Raw genomic sequence first — 20241 nt, 5'->3', positions numbered from 1 at the left:
CACTGGGTGTGGGTGCTCTGGGCGCTGGCTCTCTTTACTCACTGCACCTCTATGGAATCTACGGCTAACCCGATTTACAAACACGCCCCGGAGGAATATTTTCTCACCGCGCCGGCGCTGGACGTGGCCAAAGCCATTCGCCGCGACGATGTGGCCGGGCTGGACCGGCTGTTTGCCGAACACCCCACTCTCGACCCCAATCTGGAAGGCAAGCAGGGAGTTACGTTTCTGTTTTGGGCCTATGCTCATCACCATGTAAAGTCGATGCGCGCCCTGGTAGCGCATAAGGCCGATGTGAACCGCCCCCTGCACCTGCCTGGCAACGACGGCGGCGTGGGCACTACTCACCTGATCAATATTGCCGCAGAAGGCCCTAAGGATGAGTTGCTGGTCGCGCTGCTTGATTTGGGCGCCGACCCCAATGCTCGGGATGAGCGCAAGGAGCCGGCGCTGCACAACGCTATGGCCGCCCATCAGTATCAGCGCATGAAACTGCTGCTGGACCGGGGAGCCACTATTGATGCTCCCAACAGTGCCGGCGCTACGGCCGCCGTCGTGCTGGCCCGGCTCAACTACTTTGAAATGGTGCACTACCTGCTGGAGCGGGGAGCCGACTGGCGCAAAACCGACGGCGAAATAGCCCTCTGGACCCAGGAAAACGACGTAGGTAATGCCGAAGCCGTGCAGTGGCAAATCAAGGTGAAGCACTGGCTGATGGCACACGGCGTGAAGTTTCCGGTGCCCTCGTCGGGTGCCAAGCGCTACGCCGCTATTCGGGAGCGGTGGGAGCAAACGCCCGAAGGCCGGACCTGGCGCGAAAAGCTCGATGCCCTGGGCGCCCGGCCCGACGTGGTAGGCAAGCCCTGGGTACAGCAGGAAGATGCTGCCCGGGCTGCTATGAAAGCCTGGATGAAGCAGCAGGGCATTCCCGAGCCGCCGTTCTTCACGCCTTCGCAGCCGGGCAGCAAGTAGCCCGCAATGCCGAGCGCTGCTTACAGCCACTCCTACCAGTTGCTCCTGCGAAAGGCCGGTGACCTTTATGAGGCCTTGCTGGCTCTGTACAAACCGGATATCCAAACGGAACACGACTTTGCCGCTCGTACCGTTCTGGCTACCGAGGCGCAGCGTACCGGAGTAGCTTGGCATTTGGCTCGCACCAACGAACTGTCGCCAGCCTCCACGGCTTTGCTCATTCAGTCTATGGGGCGTTACCTGGATAGTCATTGGGATGACTACCGCGAAATTCCCACTGCTGATCCGGAGAAGTTTGTGCGCCGAGAGCACCTGCACGCAGCCCTGGAGGGCGTGATAAGCAAGATCAGTGAGTTGCAGAATAAGCCCGAATCCTGAGTTTGCCGGCAACCTAGTGACTATACCAAACCGCTGAAGCTGGCAAGAATTGTGGTGCCCGTCGCCTGTAAGACTTGCCTACAAGGTTGCGCTAGCTACGCTCACCTCATAGGGCAGGTTCATGGCCGACTGGCTGGCCAGCAGCACCTGCAATTCCTGGGCCGTGCGCTGCCACTCCGGGGCCGACAGGCGGCTGCCGGAAGCGGGCGTGAGCACCACCCGAATGCAGCGTACGAAGCCCGCGGTGGGCGTGGTGCCGTTGCGGAAGCCCTTCTCGATGTGCACCTGACTAAGCTGGCTGCCCAGTTCGGCCCAGCACGCGGCCCGAATGTCTTCCAGCGTCACGATGCGGTTGCGGCTAAGCAGGTTTTTGCGCAGCGTATGCACCCGCTCTTCCGGGCGGGGCCGCTCCCGGCCGCCGGTGGTCGTCGTTACCAGCTGCACCCCATCGAGGTAGTGTCCGTCGTATACCTGCAGGCGGCTGCCGTTGGCAATGCGGTTGCCGGCCTCGCCGTCGCTCGACCAATACTCCAGGTACACGCTGTCGTTGGCGTCGCGGGGGCGCAGCATCACGTAAGGCGCCGGGTCGCCGGCCAGCTCGGGAGCCGTTTGGCTGAGGCGCTCCTCCAGGCGGGCCAGGTTCTGGTTCAGCTCGCGCAGGGTGTTGGCCACGAAGTCGGTGCCGGTGGCGGTGAAGGCCCGGCTTTCGTCGCGCAGCAGCTCCAGCAGCTCCAGCAGCGCCTCCTTGCCCGAGCGGGCATCGAAGCGGCCGGCTCCGTAGCGCAGCGTATAGGTGTCGGTTTCGTTTTCCTGCAGGCCGGTCAGCGTGGTCGAGCGGAACACCACGTTGCGCAGGCTGTACACGTCCCGGATGGCCAGAAAGGCCTCTTCTGAAGCCAGGGGAAAGATATTCAGCGCCGGCTGCAAACGAAACAGCTGCTTGTTGAGCCGCCGGTTGAGTACCGGAAAACAGTTGAGCGCGCAGGTAACCGAAGTCAGGGCTTCCGGGGGCAGCGCGTGCGAAAAGCGGACTTCCAGCCAGATCAGCGGCTGGGTAAACGTAGCCAGCACTTCCGGCGCGAAGCGCGGCGCCAGCGCCGCCGGAAAAGTTTCGCGCAGATAAAACTGTAGCTCCGTGCCGGGCGTGGGCAGCAGGCGCACGAAGCTAGGCGCGTAGAGGTGGCGCACGTGCTGCTCGACGCGCTGCAGAAAATCGTACTCCTGGTGCAGCAGTGGCACCGCATCGGACGAGGCACTGCCTAGGCCCTGCGTGATGGGCAGCACCCGGTCGGCGAGGCGCCAGGCTTCGCCGGGCAGGTAGGCTAGGTAGGCTTCCCGGTGCGGCTCATTGAGCCAGTCGAAGTAAAAGGTGAGGTCGGCTAGGGAAACTACTTCCGGATTTAGCTCCAAACCCAGCCAGAGGCGGCGGTACTCGGCGGGCTCGGCCCGGTTGGAAGCCGCCAGAGGGCGTTTTTGCCCCCCGGCCTCGGTGCGCCAGAGCTGGTCGTCGGTGGCCAGGTAGCGCACGGCCCCATCGGTGAGACGAGTAGCTTGCAGGGGCGAAAAAAAGGTAGCCGGACCGGCGGCGGCGCGCCCCACGGCAGCCCGCTGAAAGGCAAACTGCGCATCGGCGGGCAGCTGTAACTGGGGTTCCCGGGGCTGGGCCTGGGCAATGGCGTGGGCCGGGCGCGGAGCATCCACCACGTCGGGGTTGAGCAGGCTGGCTAGGCGCTCGACGAGCCGGTACTGGGTGTTGTTGATTTCCTGGCCGATTTTTTCCAGCTCCACGGCGCAGGCTTCCAGCAGCAGCTGCACCAACGGGTCGAAGCCTTCCATGTCGGCTTCGCTGTAGCCCCACATTTCGGCCGCCTTCTGGGTAAGGCGACTTTTAATACCGGCGCGGGTGAAATCTTCGGAAGCGTGCATCAACTAAGAATAAGGAAAAGAGAATAGAGAGCCTACACCACCGACAGCGGGGCCACAAACAGGCTGGCGCGGAAGGAAAAAGGCTCGTTGGTGCGGTGCAGTACGGCGCGCACCGTTACTTCCAGCCGCTTACGGATGCGCTGGTTTACGCCTTTCATCTCGAAGTCTTCGATGCCAACCAGCACTTTCACCTGCTCCAGGCGGGGCTCCCGGGCCGCAATGGTCAGCTCCACGGAACGCTGCACGTTGTCTTTCCAGCGCATGTTAGTCATGGCCTCAAAATCCTGCTGCCACACCACGCACCCAAAAGCCGGGTCGAAGCGCGACTCGCCGAAGTGGGTAGTCAGCATCAGGTAGAGGTGCTCAGCAATGGATTCCTGTACCGAGCAACGGGCCAGGGGCCGGCGCTGCAGCAGCTCCTCGAAGTTCAGGGGCAGGCGGTAGTATTCGTGGCTCATCGGGCGCGGGTTGGCACAGCAAAAATGACGCGGAACGCACTGGCGGCGCTACCCGCCAAACAGGCCCCGCTTGCGGCCCAGCTCTTTGTCGATGGAGTCAATCATCTTCTCCACGCTGGCCTTCATGTCTTCCGAGCTGGGATTCTGCAGAATAGCTACGAAGCCTTTGCGGGCCTGCTCCAGCATTTCCTTGCGCTGCTCCTTGCTCATATTCACGGCCCGCAGCCGCAGGCAGTCGGCATTCACGAAATTGACCTGATCGGAAAGCAAGGCCACCTGGTTGTTGCTTTCCTGCAAGCGGCGCTGCAAGTCAGCGGCGCGTGGGCTGCTGCTGCCACCGCCGCCTCCCCCACCGCCGTAGCCGCCACCACCGCCACCGCCAGAGGCAGGAGCGGGCCGGTTGGCGGCTGCGGCCTGGTAGGTAGCTAGCAGCTGCTTGGTTTGGGCCAGCTCGGCCGCAATCTGCTCTTTACCCGACACGTCGATGCCCCGCTTGTCGAGCGACTGGCGCAGGAAGTCCACGGTGCTGCGGTTGCTGCGGAACAGGTCGAAGTCGCGCAGCACGTTGTGGGCCAGGCGCTTGTTGGTCAAGAACTGCATCTGGGTTGAGTCACGGCGCAGCTCGCTGAGCGTCACGGCAATGGCGTTCAGGTAGTCCTGGCTGCGCTTGTTGAGCTCCCCTACTACCAGGTCGTTGCTTTCGGTGCGCAGCTGCCGGTCGGTTTGCTCGATGCGCTGCAGGTAGCCGGTCAGGGTGTCGAGCTGGGCCAGCAGCTTGTGCTGCTCGTCGCGGGTGCGGGCCAGCTCCCGCTTCAGGTTCTGGTTTTCATCGGCAATGGTGCCGTCGGAGAACAGGTAGTAAGAAGCCAGCAGCGGCAGGGCCAGCGCCAGCAGGTAAAAAAGCGTGAATTTCCACAGACGGGTGGTGCGTTCAGCGTGGTTGATAGGCTTCATGCGGGCGGGAAAGGAAACGGGCTAGAAGAAGGTTAGAAAGGATTCCACCGCGTAATGGGCTTTTCGGGGGCCGCGGCCGGGGCCACCGGATTCTCGTTGATAAAGGTTTTCCAGCCTTCCTTGTTCTTGCCGATGTACTCGAGCTGGGTGAGCTGACGAAATACGTTGGCCACCAGCTGCCACAGCGCCACCTGCTGCTCCAGGTGCTCGTGTACCCGGTGGTGGTCGTAGCGCAGCGTTACGGTGCTCTGCAGGGCGCCCAGCAGCGCGGCCGGGGCCGTTTCCGACCACTGCTCAAAGTATTTCAGCATTTCTTCCCGCTCTATTTCAGTCAGGCAATCCAAGGCCGTTTTTACCTGCTTGGCAATGCGCAGCAGGGTATCGAGCAGCTGAATGGGCGGCTGCTCGGCCGCACTCAGGTGCAGCGTGGTCAGGTGCTGGGCCAGGGCAAACACGGTGCGCTCGGCCAGAAACTGCACCTGCTCACTCAGGGCGCTTTTCTTATCGGCTCGCAGCTTCACCTTATGAATCACCTTAAAGGCATCCGTCTCGATTTCCTGGAGCAGGTGCTCAATCTGGTGCAGCCACCGCAGCAGGCTGGGGTGGCTCGACAAGGCCGTGCTAGGCGGAATAAACTGTGGCACGGGGCGCAGCGCGCCTTCGGCGTACAGCAGCTCGCCCACTACGAGGTGAAAGGAGCTAACGGCGGCCGTATTTACCTGTTGGGTAGGTACGATGCTCAGCTGATACTCGGGCCGGGTGTAGGGGTGGCGGGGCGGTATCTCCTCGGGGGCCGGCTGGCCCATGGGCACCCGCACGTAGGGGTTCACCGTAACGACCACGCTAAAGCGCAGCTGCTCGGTGGCCGTCAGGTTGAACTCGCTCAGGAGCTGGGCCAGACTGGTGCGCAAGGTGAGCGGCTCGCTGCCGCCGGTAATTTCGATGCGGGCTCCGCCGGCCGTAATGGCCCGGCAGTGCGTGAGACGGGCCTGCACGCTCTGCTGCTGATCAACGTTGAGCAGCAGCTCAAACGAGGAAAGGCCGTGCTCGTCAGTGGGGAGCAGGCCGTAGCGGTGGGCGCTCAGGCCTACGGCTACGGCGTCGCGCAGGTGCTCGGTGGTAAACTGTTCAAGCTCGGTGAAATGCCGGCGGGATATTTTCATCCCATCAACCCAATTCACGGGGTAATGCTTGATTTCGGGTAGCATAGACAAGGACAGAAAGGAAAGAATAGATGGGGCGGCAAGTTAGTCAAGGATGCCGGCGCGGCCCGGCCTAGCCAGCCACGCGCTGCGCCACGATAATGTCGCCCTGCTTGAGGAAATTGTCGCGGAAGCTGTAGTCGGGGTTGATGTAGCGCCGGGGCTTCCACCAGGCCTGCTTAGCGTAGAAAACCCAGCCGTAAGGCTGGCCCTGCTCGTTAAGGTACTGAATGGCCTGCTCGGGCTTGAGCACGTTATAGTCGGTCAGAAAGATGTGGAACAAGTCGCTGAAATGCATTTCGTAGGGCGCCTTGGAGGAAAAGTCGTGGTAGAGCGACTCGCCGAAGCGGCGCGACATCCAGAAGTGCACCACCATAAAGTTGCTCAGATCCATGCGGGCCAGGTCGGGGCCGGTGGCATTGGGCTGGTAGAACCACAGCTTATATTGCTTGCCCGGAATCTGGAGCCAGGAGCGGTAGGCCTCGTAGAAGAAGAAGGGAATGACGGCCGGCAGCGTGGCCATGATAAAGGCCGTGGGCGCTGTGCGCTCTTCCAGCTGCGGCAGCCACACCAGCAGGGCAATGCCGGCGGCCCCGGCCATCCAGCTCAGCCCGGTCATCACGGTACCATGCACCCAGCCTTCAGCGTCGAACCAGGGCAGCCACTGGCTTTGGGCATACAGGTGAAAGATGCCCAGCAGCAGCGCGGCGGCCTGCACCAGCAGAAACGTAACCTTGTAGGGAAGCGGGCTATAAACGGCCCCGGCCCCCAGCAGCGCAAACAGAAATAAGCTGGCTAATAAATATAGAAAAATACTGATGAAGGTTGGACTCTGCTGCAGCCCGGAGCGGGCATTGGAGACCATATTGCTGGCCGCGCTACGAGCGTGTGACTCCGGATTGAGGTTCAGCATAGGGGGCTAGGGTTAATAAATAAGACAGGAAAACCGATGCGGCCGGAACAGGAAATGGCTGTTTCTTAGTCCAGATTAGATAATATTGGCAGAACGGAAGCTGTTCAGCTGGCTCTGCGTTTACCCAAGTTGTGCCAATTGGGTTACTGCCTCAGCCTTGAGCACCGCCGCCAATCGGTCGTAAGTTGTCAGAAAAAACATAGTATGCCAAACCCAAGCGCGTATGGACGCTTCTTCGAAACGGTGCCGGTAGCCCCCGTCGCGGCGGCCTGGCCGGCTTCGGCTACCACGCCGCGCCAGTTGCTCGAGCAGCTGCGGCGCCGGCCATTCGACTTGCGGCTGGAAGTGGTGCTGGCCGATCTGCTGGCCCACGGCTACCGCTTCGACGACTTCATCGTCCGGCCCGTGGGCCTGTTTGCCCGCCGCTACCGCCGCGACATCGGGGTCGTGAGCGAAGAGCAGCCCGAGCGGTGGCTGGGCGTTAAAACGGCCATCGAAACCCACCGTGAAGGCCTCTACGATGCCCTGCCTCAGCAGCTGTTTCATCACCCCGGCGACCCGACGCAGCAGGGCGTCCGGTCCATGATTGAGGACATTCAGGCCCAGCGCCGCCGCGAAAAAGCCACCCGCCGCTTTTTTCTCCCCTTCGAGCAGGAGTTCTTCCGCTTCCGGGTGCTGCTCGAACAGGAGGAGCGCCGCTACATGACCAACCTGTCGGCGCAGTGGTACAACGAGGTGCTGGCCCGGTTCTGGGAGCTTTCGGGCTACCTGCCGCCCCGGCAAGTCACGACGTTGCTGTACCTGCTGCCGCTGGCCCACCGCATCGTCGGTGATTTGGAGCAGACCCAGCAGGTGTTTGAGAGCGTGCTGGAAGTGCCGGTGCAGCTGCGTACCGTGGCGCCCCTGCAATTTTCGCCCGCCGCTATGCAGACTGCCAGCGCTAGCGGGGGAGCCGTGCTGGGCCAGGGCGAGCTGGGCCGCGACTTCGTGCTGAGCGGAGCCTACCAGGAAACGCTACCGGCCCTGGAAATCAGGTTGCACTCCCTGTCGACGGCCGCGCTGGAGCTGTACCTGGCGCCCGGTACCTGGCAGGCCCGCGCCCTGGCCCTGCTGTGCCAGTATTTCGTGGCCTTCGAAACAGATGTGGTGCTGCACTATGAAGTAGCGGCCGGCAACCAGTCGTTCGTGCTGTCGGATGAGGGCGAAACCGCCGTACTAGGCTATACCACTTCGGGCCTGTAGCCGGCCGCAGCCTACTCGGGGCCGGGCTGCACGGCCCAGCGCCGCCACTCCTGCCGGGCAAAGCGCAGAAAGGCCGGCGGGGCCCCACGAAAATCCTTTTCGTTCTGGTAGCGCCCGTCGTAGGCCGTAAAGTTGCCGGTGGCTTCCACCCGCTTCTCATCCACGGTATCGAGGCAGCAGATGTCGGTGGGCATCCGCTGGCTGACGGGCACCGAGTCGTACTGTACCACATTGTTGCCGCGCAGCGCGTACTTGGCGGCGTCTTCGTGCAGGATGAGCTTGAGCTCCAGGGGGCTCACGTCGCCGCGGCAGCCCAGGGCGTAGATAAGCATCGTTTCGGTGTGCTGGTCGCCGTCGAGGTCGGTAATGGCCGTTGAGCCGGGCAGAATTCCCAGGCTGAGGTCAAACGGACAGTCAGTTACGTTATCCTGCAGCTTCCACAGCAGCTCATATTTCCCGTTGCGGCGCACGTACTGGCGGGCATACAGCTCCCGGTGGCTAGAGCCTTCGGTCTGGTCGGGGGTCGGCGGGTCGTCCTGCTCGTCGGTGCGGGTAATGACGAGCAGATTGGTACCGTTGGCGTCGGGCCACTCTTTGGCTTCCACAAACTTGCCCTTCGGCAGCACCACACCCTTTGGCAGTTGGGCCACCGTCAGGGCACGCACCTGGCTGGTTTCGAAGCCGGCCGTGGGCGGCTTTTGTGCCGGGGCAATTGCCGTTTCAGTGGGTTTATGTTGAGACTCGGAGCAGGCGGCCAGGGCCAGCAGGCCCGCCAGCCAGGAAAGTTGACGCATTGTGTATGCTTATGTATCCGGTAGATTCGGTTTCAAGTATAGTCAACCTATGCGCATTCTCACCGCCGCTCAGACCCGCCAGGCCGATCAGGCTACTCTTCAAGAACAAGGCCTCACCTCCACTGCCCTGATGGAGCGCGCCGCTACGGCCTTCTCTGAGTGGCTCATGGAGCGCCAGTCGCCCACCGAAGCCGGGGAAATCCTGGTGTTCTGCGGGCCGGGCAACAATGGCGGCGACGGACTGGCCGTGGCCCGGCTGCTGCATCGGGCCGGTTACGCGGTGCGGGTATTGGTGCTGCCAGCCGATAAATACTCCGCCGACTTTGAAGCCAACCGCGCTCGACTGCCCGCCGAAGTCTCGGCCGAGCTGTTGGCTGCCGCTGCCTTGCCGCAGGTCCGGGCAAATGCACTGGTTATCGACGCGCTATTTGGCACCGGCCTTTCCCGGCCCTTAGCTGGCCTGGCCGCCGCCGTGGTAGAGCATATCAACCAGGCGCGGGTGCGCGTCTTGGCCGTTGATATGCCCTCGGGTTTGTTTACTGATGCCCCGCAGCCCGCCAACAGCGCCATTATCCTGGCCCGGCACACGGTCAGCTTCGAATTGCCCAAATTGGCCTTTCTACTGCCCGGCAACGCGGAATATGTGGGCCGGTGGCATCTGGTGCCCATCGGGCTGAGCCGAGAGTTTCAGCAGCAGGCTAGCGGCAAGCTTTACTTCGTGGATGCCGCGCTGCTGGTGGGCCGCCTGCCCGCCCGGGCGCAGTTCGGGCACAAGGGCACCTACGGGCATGCGCTGCTACTGGTCGGGAGCCGGGGCAAGATGGGCGCGGCGGTGCTGGCTACTCAGGCCTGCCTACGCGGCGGCGTGGGCTTGCTCACGGTGCGCACTCCGGCCGTAGGCTACGATATTCTGCAAACCACTTGCCCCGAAGCCATGGCCCTCACCGACCCGACCCCCGACTTTCTCAGCGAATTGCCCGACCTGAAACCTTATTCGGCCGTCGGCATCGGGCCGGGCATGGACAAGGCCGCTACCACGAAGCAGGTGCTGGAAAAGCTGCTCCGCGAAGCCAAAGTGCCCCTGGTGCTCGATGCCGACGCGCTGAACCTGCTCGGGGCCGCGCCCGGGCTGCTGGCCCTGCTTCCACCCGATTCCATCCTGACGCCCCACCCCAAGGAGTTTGAGCGCCTGGCCGGACCCGCCCGCGACGATTACCACCGCCTGGAACTGCTCCGACAGTTCTGTCACGACCACCGCTGCTACGTAGTGTTGAAAGGAGCCCACACCTGCCTGGGCACGCCCACCGGCGACCTGTACTTCAACAGCACCGGCAACCCCGGCATGGCCACCGGCGGCAGCGGCGACGTGCTGACGGGCCTGCTCACTGCCCTGCGCGCCCAGCACCTTTCACCGCTCGATGCTGCCCTACTGGGCATCTACGCCCACGGCCGCGCTGGCGACCTAGCCGCTGTGCACACCGGCCAGGCCGGCCTCATTGCCGGCGACCTTACCCGGTTTATTGGCCCCGCCCTGCAGGAGTTAACAACCAAAGAAGAGTTCTAGCGCCAGCATCGTTGCGGGTAGAGACGCAACCCTTCGCACCCCCTCGTTGAACGAATTTGTTGCAGTGGTGCCGACGACGCGACGTGAATACGCGCCTCTACACCACCCAATATACCGCCAGAAACTGCACCACCATCACCCCATCGGCCAGCAGGGCGAAGTAGTAGTCAGGGCGGGTTTCATCGGCAAACCACACGATGAGGCCGGTGAGGACGATGGGAATGGTGAGTACCAGCAGGTGCACGGGCGTAATGCCGGCCGGAATCAGCAGGGCCGAGACGAGCAAGCAGAGTAGGGCCAGGGCTTTGGCGGCCTTCACCCCGAAGATGCCCGGAAAGGTGCGCGTGCCGCTGAGCCGGTCTTTGGTATAGTCGCGGATGTCGAAGACGAAGGCCAGGGCCAGAATAAAGAAGAAGCGCCGGCCGAAGAGCAGCAGCACGACCGGGGCCGTAAGCGCCTTGCCCAGATACAGCGCCGGCACCCACACCGTAATGGCGGCCCAGACGTAGGCAATGAGGAACACCTTGAGCAGGGGAAAGTCGCGCAGGGCCCGCCACCGCCCGTGGATTTTGGCTACCGGAAACGAATACAGCAGGGAAATAGCCGCCAGGTGGCCCAGAAACAGCATCAGGTGCCGCCAGCCGTCGAGCCAGAACAGCAGCGTGGCCACGGCCAGCGCCACCAGGGCCAGGGCAAACAGCTCCCGGCGGTGCTGCATCATCCAGAGCTTGCGGCCCGAAAGCACAGCCTGCTGCCGGAACTTGTAGGGCAGCACGCTGTCGATGTTGTAGAGAAAGAGCGTGGCGGCGAAGATAAGCCCAGCCAGCCGCCCCGGAATATGCACGCGCCAGAACAAAAACGTGGCCCAGGTGAGGCAGGTGGCGGCCACGGCCACCAGCGTACTGCTGTATAGCACGGCATCAACCCAGCGCCGCAGCCCGGTGGTGAAGGAAGAAACGGCTGCCGCTGGTTTGTCGCTGACTTCGCGCATAACTCCGGGCGTTTGGAGAAGAAGGAAAAAAGCCGGAACGCCGCGCTGCAAAGATAGGGTCCCGGCCGGGCCTTTTACTCGCCGGTTTCGTCGTGGCTGGCGTCCACGGGCTTCGACTGCGGCGAGCCTTGCTGGCGCAGGAATATGGACAGCCCCACAATCGACACAATCGACAGAAACTCGCTCTGCCAGTTTTGAAACGACTCGAACCAGAACCGCGACGTGCCCAAGTACTCCACCGTCGTCACCCGGGGCTTTCCCTGCTCCTGCTGCTCGATGCTGTATACCTCGGCTCCGCCCCGGGCGTGCAGCCACACCGAGGCGAAAAAGAGCAGAAAAAAGGCCAGACTCAACGACTGCTTGTACAGCCACAGGGCCAGGCCGCCGCGCTTCACGGGGCCGGGCGCGTCGGACTTGCTGGGGTCAGGCTCCCGGTCTACTTCCTCTTCCTCGTAGAGCTTCTTCGACTCCGACGAGCCTTTCTGGCGCAGCCAGATGGTGAGCATCACGTAGAGGCCCATCTGCAGAAACTCACTTTCCCAGTTTTCGAACGTGGCTTCCAAGAAGTGGCCCGAGCTGAGGTACTGGCCCAGGGAAAGCAGCGGCCGGTGCATTTCCTCCAGGTCGCTGTTGTACTCGTGCCAGCCGGTGAGGGCCTGGCCCACCATCGTAGTCAGCACCAGGGTTGTGCCCACGAGCAGCAGGCTGTTTTCGTAGAGGAAGCGGATAACCGGCGAATCAGAGGGTTGTTTCGGCATATGCGGCCCTACGTAGGCCGCGCCCTATTGGGTACGGACGAGCTTCCCAGCTTCCTACTGCTCAGTCCCCTACAGAAAAGCCCCGCCGACCAGGCTGGTCGGCGGGGCTTTGGAAAAAGCGGAGTGCGTACGGGTTTACAGCTCCACGCCGGTCGAGCGTTTCACCCCGGCTTCGTCGAAGGTTTCGTTGTAGAGCTTGATGCTGTCCTCGATGATGCGGTAAGCATCTTCGCGGCCCAGAAACTGCTCTACGGTCACCTGCTTGTGCTCCAGGGCCTTGTAGTCTTCAAAGAAGCGGCGCATTTCCAGCAGCGTATGCGGGGGCAGGTCGGCAATGTCGTTGTAGTGGTTCACCGAAATGTCGTTGGCGGCCACGGCAATGATTTTGTCGTCTTCCTCGTCGCCGTCAATCATTTGCATCACCCCGATTACCTTGGCATCAACCAGGCACATGGGCACGATGTCTACCGAGCAGATAACGAGAATGTCCAGGGGGTCTTTGTCGTCGCAGTACGTGCGGGGAATAAAGCCGTAGGCGGCGGGGTAATGCACGGCCGAGAACAGCACCCGGTCCAGCTTCAGCATGCCGCTGTCCTTGTCGAGCTCGTACTTGCCTTTCGAGCCTTTCGGAATTTCAATGATGCCGTTTACTACTGCGGGGGCGTTTTCGCCGCGCTCCACATCGTGCCAGGGGTTAAAATGAGCCATTTGTTCGTTGTTGGTTATTCGTTGTTGGTTGTTCGTTTGTTGGTTTGCCGCGCGGCGGGCGGCGCATTTGTCATCCTGAGCCCAGCGAAGGACCTTCCTGGCCTGAGTGCTATAGCTCAGTTCAAGGTACCAAAGCCCTGTAACGCGCCGCAAGAAAAGGCGTTGTCACGTTGGCAAAAGCTACTGTGGGCTAGGTAAGAAAGGTTCTTCGCCGGGCTCAGGATGACAGGTAAGAAAGACTCTACCGGCCCAGCACTTCCGGCAGCGGGGTGCCGGTGCAGCCGTTGGGCTCCTGAATGTGCAGCCACCGGGCCAGCGTGGGCGCAATATCCGTGATTTTGGCCGGCGCGTTGGATTCGCCGCGCTTCACGTGCCAGCCCCAGAACAGCAGCGGCACGTGGGTGTCGTAGTTGTTCAAGGAGCCGTGGGTAGTGCCTTTGTTTACCGGAAAAGAGTACGACTCCAGCCAGCCCGGTTCCAGCACCACCATTACGTCGCCGCTGCGCTTGGGGTAGTAGCCGTTTTCGAGGTACATCAGCATCCCGCTTTCCCAGTGCGACTTCTGCAAGTCATCGGCCGTAATGGCGCGGTTGACGCCGAACAGGCTGGTGGCAATATCGACCACCTCGTCCTGCACCTTGCGCAAGTCCAGCTTCTGCTGGGCAATGAGGGGGCGGTTGAGGTACACCTGCTGGTTTTCGTAGCTCAGCACCCATTTGCCTTCCCCATGCCGCCGCACCAGGGCCCGCTGAATAGAGTCGCGCATGATGCGCGGGCCCACCGAGCCGGCCGGCAGGTGGTGCTCCAGCATAAAGTTGGGCGACTGGGCCGCCGCGTGGTCAGCCGACAAAAACACGAGCACCTGGCCTTTGCCCACCGTCTTTTCGAGGGAGCTCAGTACGCGGGCAATGTCCTGGTCGAGGCGCAGGTAGGTGTCTTCGGTTTCGATGGCCGTGGTGCCGAACTGGTGGCCCACGTAGTCGGTCGAGCTGAAGCTGAGGGCCAGAAAGTCGGTTTGGCCGCGCTGGCCCAGCTGCTCGGCCCGCACGGCTTCCAGCGCGAAGTCGGCCGTGAGCGAGTTGCCGAAGGGCGTGGAGCGCACCAGGTCCAGGTTGCGCGGGGTGGCTACCGGCGCTTTTTCGCCTTCCGCCTTCAGCGCGCCCTGCACGGCGGCCGGCGCGGCGGCGCTCAGCGTGGGCAGGTCGTGCGGGAAAACGGGCTTGGCCTCGCCCCGGAACGCCGATTCCCAGGCCACGTCGTCGGGGGTGCTTTCGGTGTACTGACTGATGGGCAGCAGCGTTTCCCAGGGCTTGTCGAGGTACTTGGCGGCCCGCTGCTCGCTGTTAAACTTGCTTACCCACTCGGGCAGGGCGTTCTGGTAGAAGGTGCTGGTAATGAAGGCACCATTGGAGCCGTCGTACCAATAAGCCGCGTTGGCGGCGTGGCCCGCCGGCAAAATCGAGCCCCGGTCTTTGATGCAGACGCCGATGACCTTGGACTGGAAGTTGGTAGCCAGGCGCAGCTCGTCGGTGATGGTGGTCGTCTGCATGTGGCGCGGCGACATCTGCCCCTCCGGCCCGTTGCTGCCCACGCCCTTCACCGATTTATCTTCCGTGACGTAGGTGCCCTTACCTTCCTCGCGCACGTACCAGTTGTTGCCCACGATGCCGTGCATGGAGGGCGTGGTGCCGGTGTAGATGCTGGCGTGGCCCGGCCCGGTGTAGGTAGGCACGTAGTTGTAGTGCGTGTTTTCGTAGCTGAACCCCTCGCCCAGCAGCCGCTTGAACCCGCCGTTGCCGTACTTGTTCCAGTAGCGGTACAAATAGTCGTAGCGCATCTGGTCCACTACGATGCCCACCACCAGCTTGGGGCGCTCCAGGGGCTTGGCTTTTTTCTGGGCAAACGCGGGTACCGACAGCGCGGCGGCCCACAACAGGAACAGACTCTTTTTCAAATCAGTAACAGGTTTATTCAGCCGGGTGGCGGCCGTTACATTTCCGGACCAACAACAGGGGCCGCAAAGGTAACAGTCAGCGCCCGTAATCCTGGCGCGGCCAGCCAAAATAGCCGCGCGGGCGTAGAGCGGGTGTTGCTTTTATAAGAACGGCGGGCCAAACCCGTGACAGAAAGCAGACCGTCATACTGAGCGCAGCCGAAGCATGACGGTCGATGGTAGAACTCATTTTCTTCTCTAACCTATGCCTTCCAACCACCCTTCCTACGCCCTCATCTTCGACATGGACGGCGTGTTGATCGACAACACACCCGAGCAGGCCAAAGCCTTCCAACTGCTCTTCCGCGACCTGGGCCTGACCACCAACGCCCGCCAGCTGCTGCGCCGCCTGAACGGAATGCCCGCCACCAACATTCTCAAAACGGTTTTTACCAACCCTGTGCCGAAGAAAAAGCTAGAGGAGTACGCCGCTCAGCGCGAGTTGCTCTACCGGGTGCTTTACTGGAATAAGCGCCGGGAGCTGGCCGGCCTCACCCGCTTTCTGGAAGCGGCCCGCGCCGCCGGGCTTAAAATAGCGCTGGGCACCGGCTCGGCACCCGAAACCATCGGCTACATCATCGACCACCTGAATCTGCGCCGCTTCTTCGACGTGGTAGTGGGCAAGGCCGACGTGGAAAACGGCAAGCCCCACGCCGATACCTTCGCGGCGGCGGCCCGCAAGCTGGGCGTGCCGCCCGAGCGGTGCGTGGTCTTCGAAGATGCCATCCTGGGCGAGCAGGCCGCCTACAAGGCCGGCATGCGCTGCATTGCCGTGCTTTCGTCGCTGAAAGAAAAGGACTTCCAGGCCCCGCTCACCACCATTCAGGACTTTACCGGCATCACGCCCGCGCAGGTACTGGAGCTGCTAGCGCAACAGCCCGAAACCCCGAAGCCCAGCAAGGCAATGGCGCAGCGCAATTACATGAAGCTGTAGCATAAGCCATTCATTCTGCACTATGCCCCGGAAAGAAGGCCGGCCGCACAAGCGGCCGGCCTTCTTTCCGGGGCATAGTGCAGAAGCGCCCACTATTGCCGCACCAGGCGTATAGTCTGTGTACCGCTGCGCACCAGATACACGCCGGCTGGCTGGCTGGCCGACAGCGTGAGCTGGGCCGTGCCCACCGCATCGGCCGCAATTGTCAGTACCAGACGACCCAACGCGTCGAAGACCTGCACGACCGCCCCGGGCGTGGTGCCTACTAGTGTAGCCGTGGCGCGCGTGGGATTGGGGTACAGGTGCAGCACCGACGAGCCAGCCACTGCTACTACCCGTACGGGTGAGAGCGAGGCTGTGCCATCCTGGTCGAGCTGCCGCAAGCGGTAATAGAGCACCGAGGCGCCGGCGGGCAGTTGGGTGTCAACTACCGCGTAGCTGCGCCGGGCGGTGCTGGTGCCGGCGGCCGCTACCGTGCCGATGGGCGTGAAGAATTTACCATTCAGACTGCGCTGCACCTCGAACGAAGCGCTGTTGGTTTCCGAGGCCGTCGTCCAGGCCAGGCGAACGGCCGTGCCTCCTTCCAGCGCCGCCGTAAACTCGGTCAGTTCCACCGGTAGCGGCGTGGCGCTGCCGTAGATGCCGAGGCGCAAGGTGACCTTAGTTCCGTCGCCCACGGCAGTGAAGCTGCCGCCGGCCACGACGACCTGGTCGCTGGTGACGACTAGGGCCCGTACAATATTATTCAGGCCCGTGCCCAGCGTGCTCCAGCTCGTGCCGTCCCACTTGGCGATGCGAGTGGCTGCTACCGCGCCGCTGCTGGTGCGGGCACTGGTGAAGTTGCCCCCCACGTAGAGGGTGGTGCCTGCTACGGCCAGGGCAGAGACGGAACTATTCATGCCGTTGTTGGTGCTGGTGGCAGCGGCCGGGCCGTTGCCCAGCCCACTCCAGGCCGTGCCGTCCCACCTCGCTACCCGATTGGCCAACACGGCCCCGCTGGCACTATTGACGGTAGTAAAGTCGCCCCCCACATAAAGGTCTGCCCCTAGCATGGCCAAGGCAGATACTTGGTTGTTGACTCCATTGTTGGTGGTGGTTGCAGTAGCTGTGCCATTGCCCAGCCCGCTCCAACTCGTGCCGTCCCACTTCGCTATTCGGTTGGCCGCCACCAAGTCGCTGCCATTGCGGGCGCTGGTGAAGACACCACCCACGTAGAGGTCCGTGCCCAGCCCTACAAGGGCAAAAACCTGGCTATTGACTCCGTTGTTGGTGGCGGTGGCCACGGCCGGGCCGTTGCCCAGCGCGCTCCAGCTCGTGCCATCCCACTTCGCCACGTAGTTGGCCGCCGTTGGGCCGCTGGCACTGTTGACGGCCGTAAAATAGCCGCCCACGTAGAGGTCGGAGCCCACCACCGCCAGCGTAGTGGCGGTGCCATTCACGCCGTTGTTGGTAAAGGTGGCGGCAGCCGTGCCATTGCCCAGCCCACTCCAGACCGTGCCGTCCCACTTGGCTACGAAGTTGGCCGTCACGGAGCCGCTGGCGCTACTGGCAGAGAAGAAGCTACCACCCACATAGAGGTCAGTACCCAGCACGGCCAGGGCCTGGACTTGGCTACTGACTCCGTTGTTGGTGCTGGTGGCTACAGCCGTGCCATTGCCCAGCGCGCTCCACTTCGTGCCGTTCCACTTCGCTACCCGATTGGCCGTCACACTACCCACGCTCGTAAAATCGCCGCCTACGTACACGTCGCCGTTGCTGGCGCGCGCTACGGCGCGCACCACGCCATCTGTGCCGTTCTGGTCCGTGCCTAGCTGGCTCCAGGCCGTGCCGTCCCACTTCGCTACATAGTTGGTCGGCGTCATACCGCTGGCGCTGTAAGTGGCAAGGAACGCCCCACCCACGTAGAGGTCGGAGTCCATCACGGCCAGGGCCAGTATACCGTTGTCCACTCCGTTGCTACTGTTGTTACTGCTATTGCCCACTCCGCTCCAGGCAGTGCCGTCCCACTTCGCCAGGTTGGTAGTATACACGGAGCCGCTGGCGCTGTATGATGATCTGAAGAGACCTCCCACGTAGAGGTCGGTACCTATCACCGCCAGGGCTTCGGCAGTGGCGCTTAAACCGTTGTTGGTGCTGGTGGTCACGTCTGAGCCATTGCCTACTCCACCCCAGGCGGTGCCGTCCCACTTGGCTATTCGGTTGGCTAGCATGGGGCCACCGGCGCTATTGGTGGTAGTGAAGGCTCCAGCTATGTAAAGATCGGGACCCAGCACGGCCAGGGCCAGCACGGTGTAGTTTACCCCGTTGTTGGTACCGGTAACGGCAGCGGAGCCGTTGCCTAGCGCGCTCCAACTCGTGCCGTCCCACTTGGCTACGTAGCGGGCCAATATATCGCCGCTAGCGTTGTGGGCGGAGACGAAGAAGCCGCCCGCATAGAGGTCATTGCCGTATATGGCCAGGGCGTAGACTCGTCCGCCCAGTCCATTGTTGAAGTAAGTAGGGGCAGCGGAGCCGTTGCCCAACCCACTCCAGGCCGTGCCATCCCACTTGGCTATATCATTGGTATACATGCTGCCGGCGGCACTATAGACGGTGTCAAAGCTGCCGGCTACGTAGAGGTCGGTGCCGCGCACGGCCAGAGCATAGATTTCGCCGTGTGTTCCAACTCCACTGTTGGAGGTGGTAGCAGCAGCGGAGCCGTTGCCCAGCCCGCTCCAGGCCGTGCCGTCCCACTTGGCTATCCGATTGGCTAGCATGGTACCGCTGGTACTGTTGGCGTTGGTAAAAAAGCCGCCCACGTAGAGGTCGGTGCCCAGCACGGCCAGGGTACGCACTAGTGGGGAAAACCCACCCGTCACGCCATTGTTGGTGGCGGTGGCCAGGGCCGTGCCGTTGCCCAGCGCGCTCCAATTTGTGCCGTCCCACTTCGCCACATGGTTGGCCGCCACCTTGCCCACTTTGGTAAAATAGCCGCCTACGTACAGGTCGCCATTGCTGGCCAGCGCCACGGCACGTACCACATCATTGGGGCCGTTCTGGCCGAAGCCGTCCTGCCAGTTCTCATCCCCCGCCCCGGCGGGGCGGAAGGCAGGCTCCCCCGAGGCCGGATCTAGTATCATGCGGTAGCCTGTGGCATCGAAGGAGCCTGCCCCACCGGGGCGCAGCGTGCCATCGGCGTTGAGCATGGTCCCTAGCGCGGGAGCCGGGTCGCCGGCCGGGGCCTGCGCCCACGCCACCGCGGGCAGCAGGCTAAGCACTAGCCAGACACAGGCCAGTAGGTGCAGGCAGCGGGAGTAAGCCGTGCGCCCGGCAAAGGAGTAGGGATGTTGCATAGAAGGGAAGCGGAGTGCTACGCAAAAAGCCGGACGCACATAGCGTGTGCCGGGAGTCCGATAAGATACAGAGCAATAAGAGTAATGATTGAAAGTAACCTAACTCCGCTACCCTAGCACTATAGATGGATAATAATCTTCTACGCAAGCCCCAGCGCAGAATATGACCACCCTACCGCACCCAGGAGTGGAACGCCGCTATTGGCCACCGGACAAAGCCTACACCTCAGCCTTTTCTGGACAGCAACGATAGGTAGAAGGCTAAGTTTTTTTCTGCTGTACTTCTACCCAAACAGGTAGAAGGATATGCAAAAACCTTTAGACCTTCTACCTGTTTGGGTAGAAGGCGAAGACATATTTTACTTGCCTTCTACCTGTTGTTTATTTCTATCACGTTGTCTTGGTCGTCACCCTATGATTGATGCCACTTCCCCGCTCCTACTCAGCCTGACGGCTGCCGTGCGTGCGCACTTCGGCTTGTCATTGCCCCAATTGGCCCGCTACCTGGGCGTGTCCACGGGGTTCATCTCGCACGTAGAGGCCGGGCGCAAGGGCCTGCCGCCGGCTCTGGCCCCGCGCCTGCTGCAGCTCAGCCGCCTGTTGCCCCCGCCCCTGGGCCAGGGGCTACCAGCTGCTCCTGCGCCTGATTCTGCTGCTCACTACGACCCGCTGGCCCCGCTGCCCTCTCCCGATGCGCTGCTGGCCCCGATAATGTCGGCACTGGCGGCAGCCCCCGAAACACTACGCAGCCGCCTGCGCGACGTACGCCTGCGGCTGCTCACCCAGGGGCAGCGCCTGGCGCAACTGCAACGTAGCGCCGACGCGCTGGCCCACCGCCGCCGGGGCCTGGCTCAGTTGCAGGCCTCCCCCGCTCCCACCGAGCCCGCCGAAACGGCCCGCTACGCCCGCTGGCTGGGTGAGCTGGCCACCGACCTGGCCCGCGACGAGCCCGACCCTGCCGCCACGACGGCCGCCCGCCTGCTGCTGGCCGCCCGCGTAGCCGGGTTGCGCGCTGAAGCTGCCTCCCTAACGGGCATAAGCCCTGCTGCCTGAGGCCGCCGGTGTTGGGCACACCAGCCGCAACAAACGCCAAAGACCGGCCGCTTGCGCGGCCGGTCTTTG

Annotated in this window: 17 protein-coding genes; 6 read left to right on the top strand and 11 right to left on the bottom strand. The window is 62.7% G+C overall.

Annotated features, from left to right (window positions below; genetic code table 11):
- The first annotated feature begins 51 nt into the window (after positions 1 to 51).
- Positions 52 to 972 (top strand): ankyrin repeat domain-containing protein, encoded by a 921-nt coding sequence (locus LGH74_RS15430; RefSeq protein WP_226177019.1) that lies wholly within the window; start codon positions 52 to 54, stop codon positions 970 to 972.
- Positions 973 to 978: 6 nt separating this feature from the next.
- Positions 979 to 1350 (top strand): hypothetical protein, encoded by a 372-nt coding sequence (locus tag LGH74_RS15425; RefSeq protein ID WP_226177018.1) that lies wholly within the window; start codon positions 979 to 981, stop codon positions 1348 to 1350.
- A gap of 78 nt (positions 1351 to 1428) precedes the next feature.
- Here LGH74_RS15425 and LGH74_RS15420 read toward each other — a convergent pair whose 3' ends face one another.
- The 5 genes from LGH74_RS15420 to LGH74_RS15400 form a co-directional block, all read right to left on the bottom strand.
- The gene (locus LGH74_RS15420) at positions 1429 to 3276 is read right to left on the bottom strand and encodes a type VI secretion system baseplate subunit TssF (RefSeq protein WP_226177017.1); all 1848 of its coding nucleotides are present in this window, start codon (positions 3274 to 3276) and stop codon (positions 1429 to 1431) included.
- Positions 3277 to 3308: 32 nt separating this feature from the next.
- On the bottom strand, positions 3309 to 3734 hold the full coding sequence (locus tag LGH74_RS15415) for a GPW/gp25 family protein (protein ID WP_226177016.1): 426 nt from the start codon (positions 3732 to 3734) through the stop codon (positions 3309 to 3311).
- 48 nt (positions 3735 to 3782) lie between these two features.
- Positions 3783 to 4688 carry a hypothetical protein gene (locus LGH74_RS15410; RefSeq protein WP_226177015.1) on the bottom strand — a complete coding sequence of 302 codons (906 nt, stop codon included), beginning with the start codon at positions 4686 to 4688 and terminating at the stop codon, positions 3783 to 3785.
- Between the two features lie 32 nt (positions 4689 to 4720).
- Positions 4721 to 5896 (bottom strand): hypothetical protein, encoded by a 1176-nt coding sequence (locus LGH74_RS15405; RefSeq protein ID WP_226177014.1) that lies wholly within the window; start codon positions 5894 to 5896, stop codon positions 4721 to 4723.
- A gap of 67 nt (positions 5897 to 5963) precedes the next feature.
- The gene (locus LGH74_RS15400) at positions 5964 to 6803 is read right to left on the bottom strand and encodes a TssN family type VI secretion system protein (protein WP_226177013.1); all 840 of its coding nucleotides are present in this window, start codon (positions 6801 to 6803) and stop codon (positions 5964 to 5966) included.
- A gap of 204 nt (positions 6804 to 7007) precedes the next feature.
- Here LGH74_RS15400 and LGH74_RS15395 point away from each other — a divergent pair, with 204 nt between their 5' ends.
- Positions 7008 to 8045, top strand: a complete 1038-nt coding sequence (locus tag LGH74_RS15395) for a type VI secretion system baseplate subunit TssG (RefSeq protein ID WP_226177011.1) — start codon at positions 7008 to 7010, stop codon at positions 8043 to 8045.
- A gap of 11 nt (positions 8046 to 8056) precedes the next feature.
- Here LGH74_RS15395 and LGH74_RS15390 read toward each other — a convergent pair whose 3' ends face one another.
- On the bottom strand, positions 8057 to 8839 hold the full coding sequence (locus tag LGH74_RS15390) for a M949_RS01915 family surface polysaccharide biosynthesis protein (protein WP_226177009.1): 783 nt from the start codon (positions 8837 to 8839) through the stop codon (positions 8057 to 8059).
- A 49-nt stretch (positions 8840 to 8888) separates the two neighbouring features.
- On the opposite strand from LGH74_RS15390, the gene LGH74_RS15385 reads away from it, so the two are divergent.
- Entirely contained in the window at positions 8889 to 10403 is a 1515-nt protein-coding gene (locus LGH74_RS15385; RefSeq protein WP_226177007.1) for an NAD(P)H-hydrate dehydratase, read from the top strand.
- A gap of 97 nt (positions 10404 to 10500) precedes the next feature.
- Here the strand turns inward: LGH74_RS15385 and LGH74_RS15380 are convergent, their stop codons facing one another.
- The 4 genes from LGH74_RS15380 to pafA all read right to left on the bottom strand — a co-directional run bounded on the left by LGH74_RS15380 (position 10501) and on the right by pafA (position 14814).
- Positions 10501 to 11394, bottom strand: coding sequence for a UbiA family prenyltransferase (locus tag LGH74_RS15380; protein WP_226177006.1), 894 nt, complete (start codon positions 11392 to 11394; stop codon positions 10501 to 10503).
- Positions 11395 to 11468: 74 nt separating this feature from the next.
- A complete protein-coding gene (locus LGH74_RS15375) occupies positions 11469 to 12152 on the bottom strand; it encodes a DUF6766 family protein (RefSeq protein ID WP_226177005.1) in 684 nt (227 codons plus the stop codon).
- A 135-nt stretch (positions 12153 to 12287) separates the two neighbouring features.
- Positions 12288 to 12860, bottom strand: coding sequence for an inorganic diphosphatase (locus LGH74_RS15370; protein WP_226177004.1), 573 nt, complete (start codon positions 12858 to 12860; stop codon positions 12288 to 12290).
- A gap of 241 nt (positions 12861 to 13101) precedes the next feature.
- Complete coding sequence (gene pafA, locus LGH74_RS15365; RefSeq protein ID WP_226177003.1) at positions 13102 to 14814, bottom strand: alkaline phosphatase PafA; 1713 nt, start codon at positions 14812 to 14814, stop codon at positions 13102 to 13104.
- A gap of 244 nt (positions 14815 to 15058) precedes the next feature.
- Between pafA and LGH74_RS15360 the strand changes: the two genes are divergently transcribed.
- A complete protein-coding gene (locus LGH74_RS15360) occupies positions 15059 to 15787 on the top strand; it encodes an HAD family hydrolase (protein WP_226177002.1) in 729 nt (242 codons plus the stop codon).
- Positions 15788 to 15879: 92 nt separating this feature from the next.
- On the opposite strand, the gene LGH74_RS15355 is transcribed toward LGH74_RS15360, so the two are convergent.
- Positions 15880 to 19119 carry a T9SS type A sorting domain-containing protein gene (locus LGH74_RS15355; protein WP_226177001.1) on the bottom strand — a complete coding sequence of 1080 codons (3240 nt, stop codon included), beginning with the start codon at positions 19117 to 19119 and terminating at the stop codon, positions 15880 to 15882.
- Positions 19120 to 19533: 414 nt separating this feature from the next.
- On the opposite strand from LGH74_RS15355, the gene LGH74_RS15350 reads away from it, so the two are divergent.
- A complete protein-coding gene (locus tag LGH74_RS15350) occupies positions 19534 to 20172 on the top strand; it encodes a helix-turn-helix domain-containing protein (RefSeq protein WP_226177000.1) in 639 nt (212 codons plus the stop codon).
- Positions 20173 to 20241: the final 69 nt, after the last annotated feature.

It is taken from the genome of Hymenobacter lucidus (assembly GCF_020447265.1).
Taxonomy (GTDB): Bacteria; Bacteroidota; Bacteroidia; order Cytophagales; family Hymenobacteraceae; genus Hymenobacter; species Hymenobacter lucidus.
Note: the sequence above shows the minus strand (reverse complement) of the source record. Positions and strands in the feature narration are given on the sequence as shown.

What these genes read in the sequence shown, in the direction of transcription:
- LGH74_RS15390 (WP_226177009.1), bottom strand. Translation starts at nt 8,839, where the DNA reads ATGCGTCAACTTTCCTGGCTGGCGGGCCTGCTGGCCCTGGCCGCCTGC.
- LGH74_RS15385 (WP_226177007.1), top strand. Translation starts at nt 8,889, where the DNA reads ATGCGCATTCTCACCGCCGCTCAGACCCGCCAGGCCGATCAGGCTACT.
- LGH74_RS15360 (WP_226177002.1), top strand. Translation starts at nt 15,059, where the DNA reads ATGCCTTCCAACCACCCTTCCTACGCCCTCATCTTCGACATGGACGGC.
- LGH74_RS15395 (WP_226177011.1), top strand. Translation starts at nt 7,008, where the DNA reads ATGCCAAACCCAAGCGCGTATGGACGCTTCTTCGAAACGGTGCCGGTA.
- LGH74_RS15415 (WP_226177016.1), bottom strand. Translation starts at nt 3,734, where the DNA reads ATGAGCCACGAATACTACCGCCTGCCCCTGAACTTCGAGGAGCTGCTG.
- LGH74_RS15355 (WP_226177001.1), bottom strand. Translation starts at nt 19,119, where the DNA reads ATGCAACATCCCTACTCCTTTGCCGGGCGCACGGCTTACTCCCGCTGC.
- LGH74_RS15430 (WP_226177019.1), top strand. Translation starts at nt 52, where the DNA reads ATGGAATCTACGGCTAACCCGATTTACAAACACGCCCCGGAGGAATAT.
- LGH74_RS15420 (WP_226177017.1), bottom strand. Translation starts at nt 3,276, where the DNA reads ATGCACGCTTCCGAAGATTTCACCCGCGCCGGTATTAAAAGTCGCCTT.
- LGH74_RS15425 (WP_226177018.1), top strand. Translation starts at nt 979, where the DNA reads ATGCCGAGCGCTGCTTACAGCCACTCCTACCAGTTGCTCCTGCGAAAG.
- LGH74_RS15405 (WP_226177014.1), bottom strand. Translation starts at nt 5,896, where the DNA reads ATGCTACCCGAAATCAAGCATTACCCCGTGAATTGGGTTGATGGGATG.
- LGH74_RS15400 (WP_226177013.1), bottom strand. Translation starts at nt 6,803, where the DNA reads ATGCTGAACCTCAATCCGGAGTCACACGCTCGTAGCGCGGCCAGCAAT.
- LGH74_RS15380 (WP_226177006.1), bottom strand. Translation starts at nt 11,394, where the DNA reads ATGCGCGAAGTCAGCGACAAACCAGCGGCAGCCGTTTCTTCCTTCACC.
- LGH74_RS15370 (WP_226177004.1), bottom strand. Translation starts at nt 12,860, where the DNA reads ATGGCTCATTTTAACCCCTGGCACGATGTGGAGCGCGGCGAAAACGCC.
- LGH74_RS15375 (WP_226177005.1), bottom strand. Translation starts at nt 12,152, where the DNA reads ATGCCGAAACAACCCTCTGATTCGCCGGTTATCCGCTTCCTCTACGAA.
- LGH74_RS15410 (WP_226177015.1), bottom strand. Translation starts at nt 4,688, where the DNA reads ATGAAGCCTATCAACCACGCTGAACGCACCACCCGTCTGTGGAAATTC.
- LGH74_RS15350 (WP_226177000.1), top strand. Translation starts at nt 19,534, where the DNA reads ATGATTGATGCCACTTCCCCGCTCCTACTCAGCCTGACGGCTGCCGTG.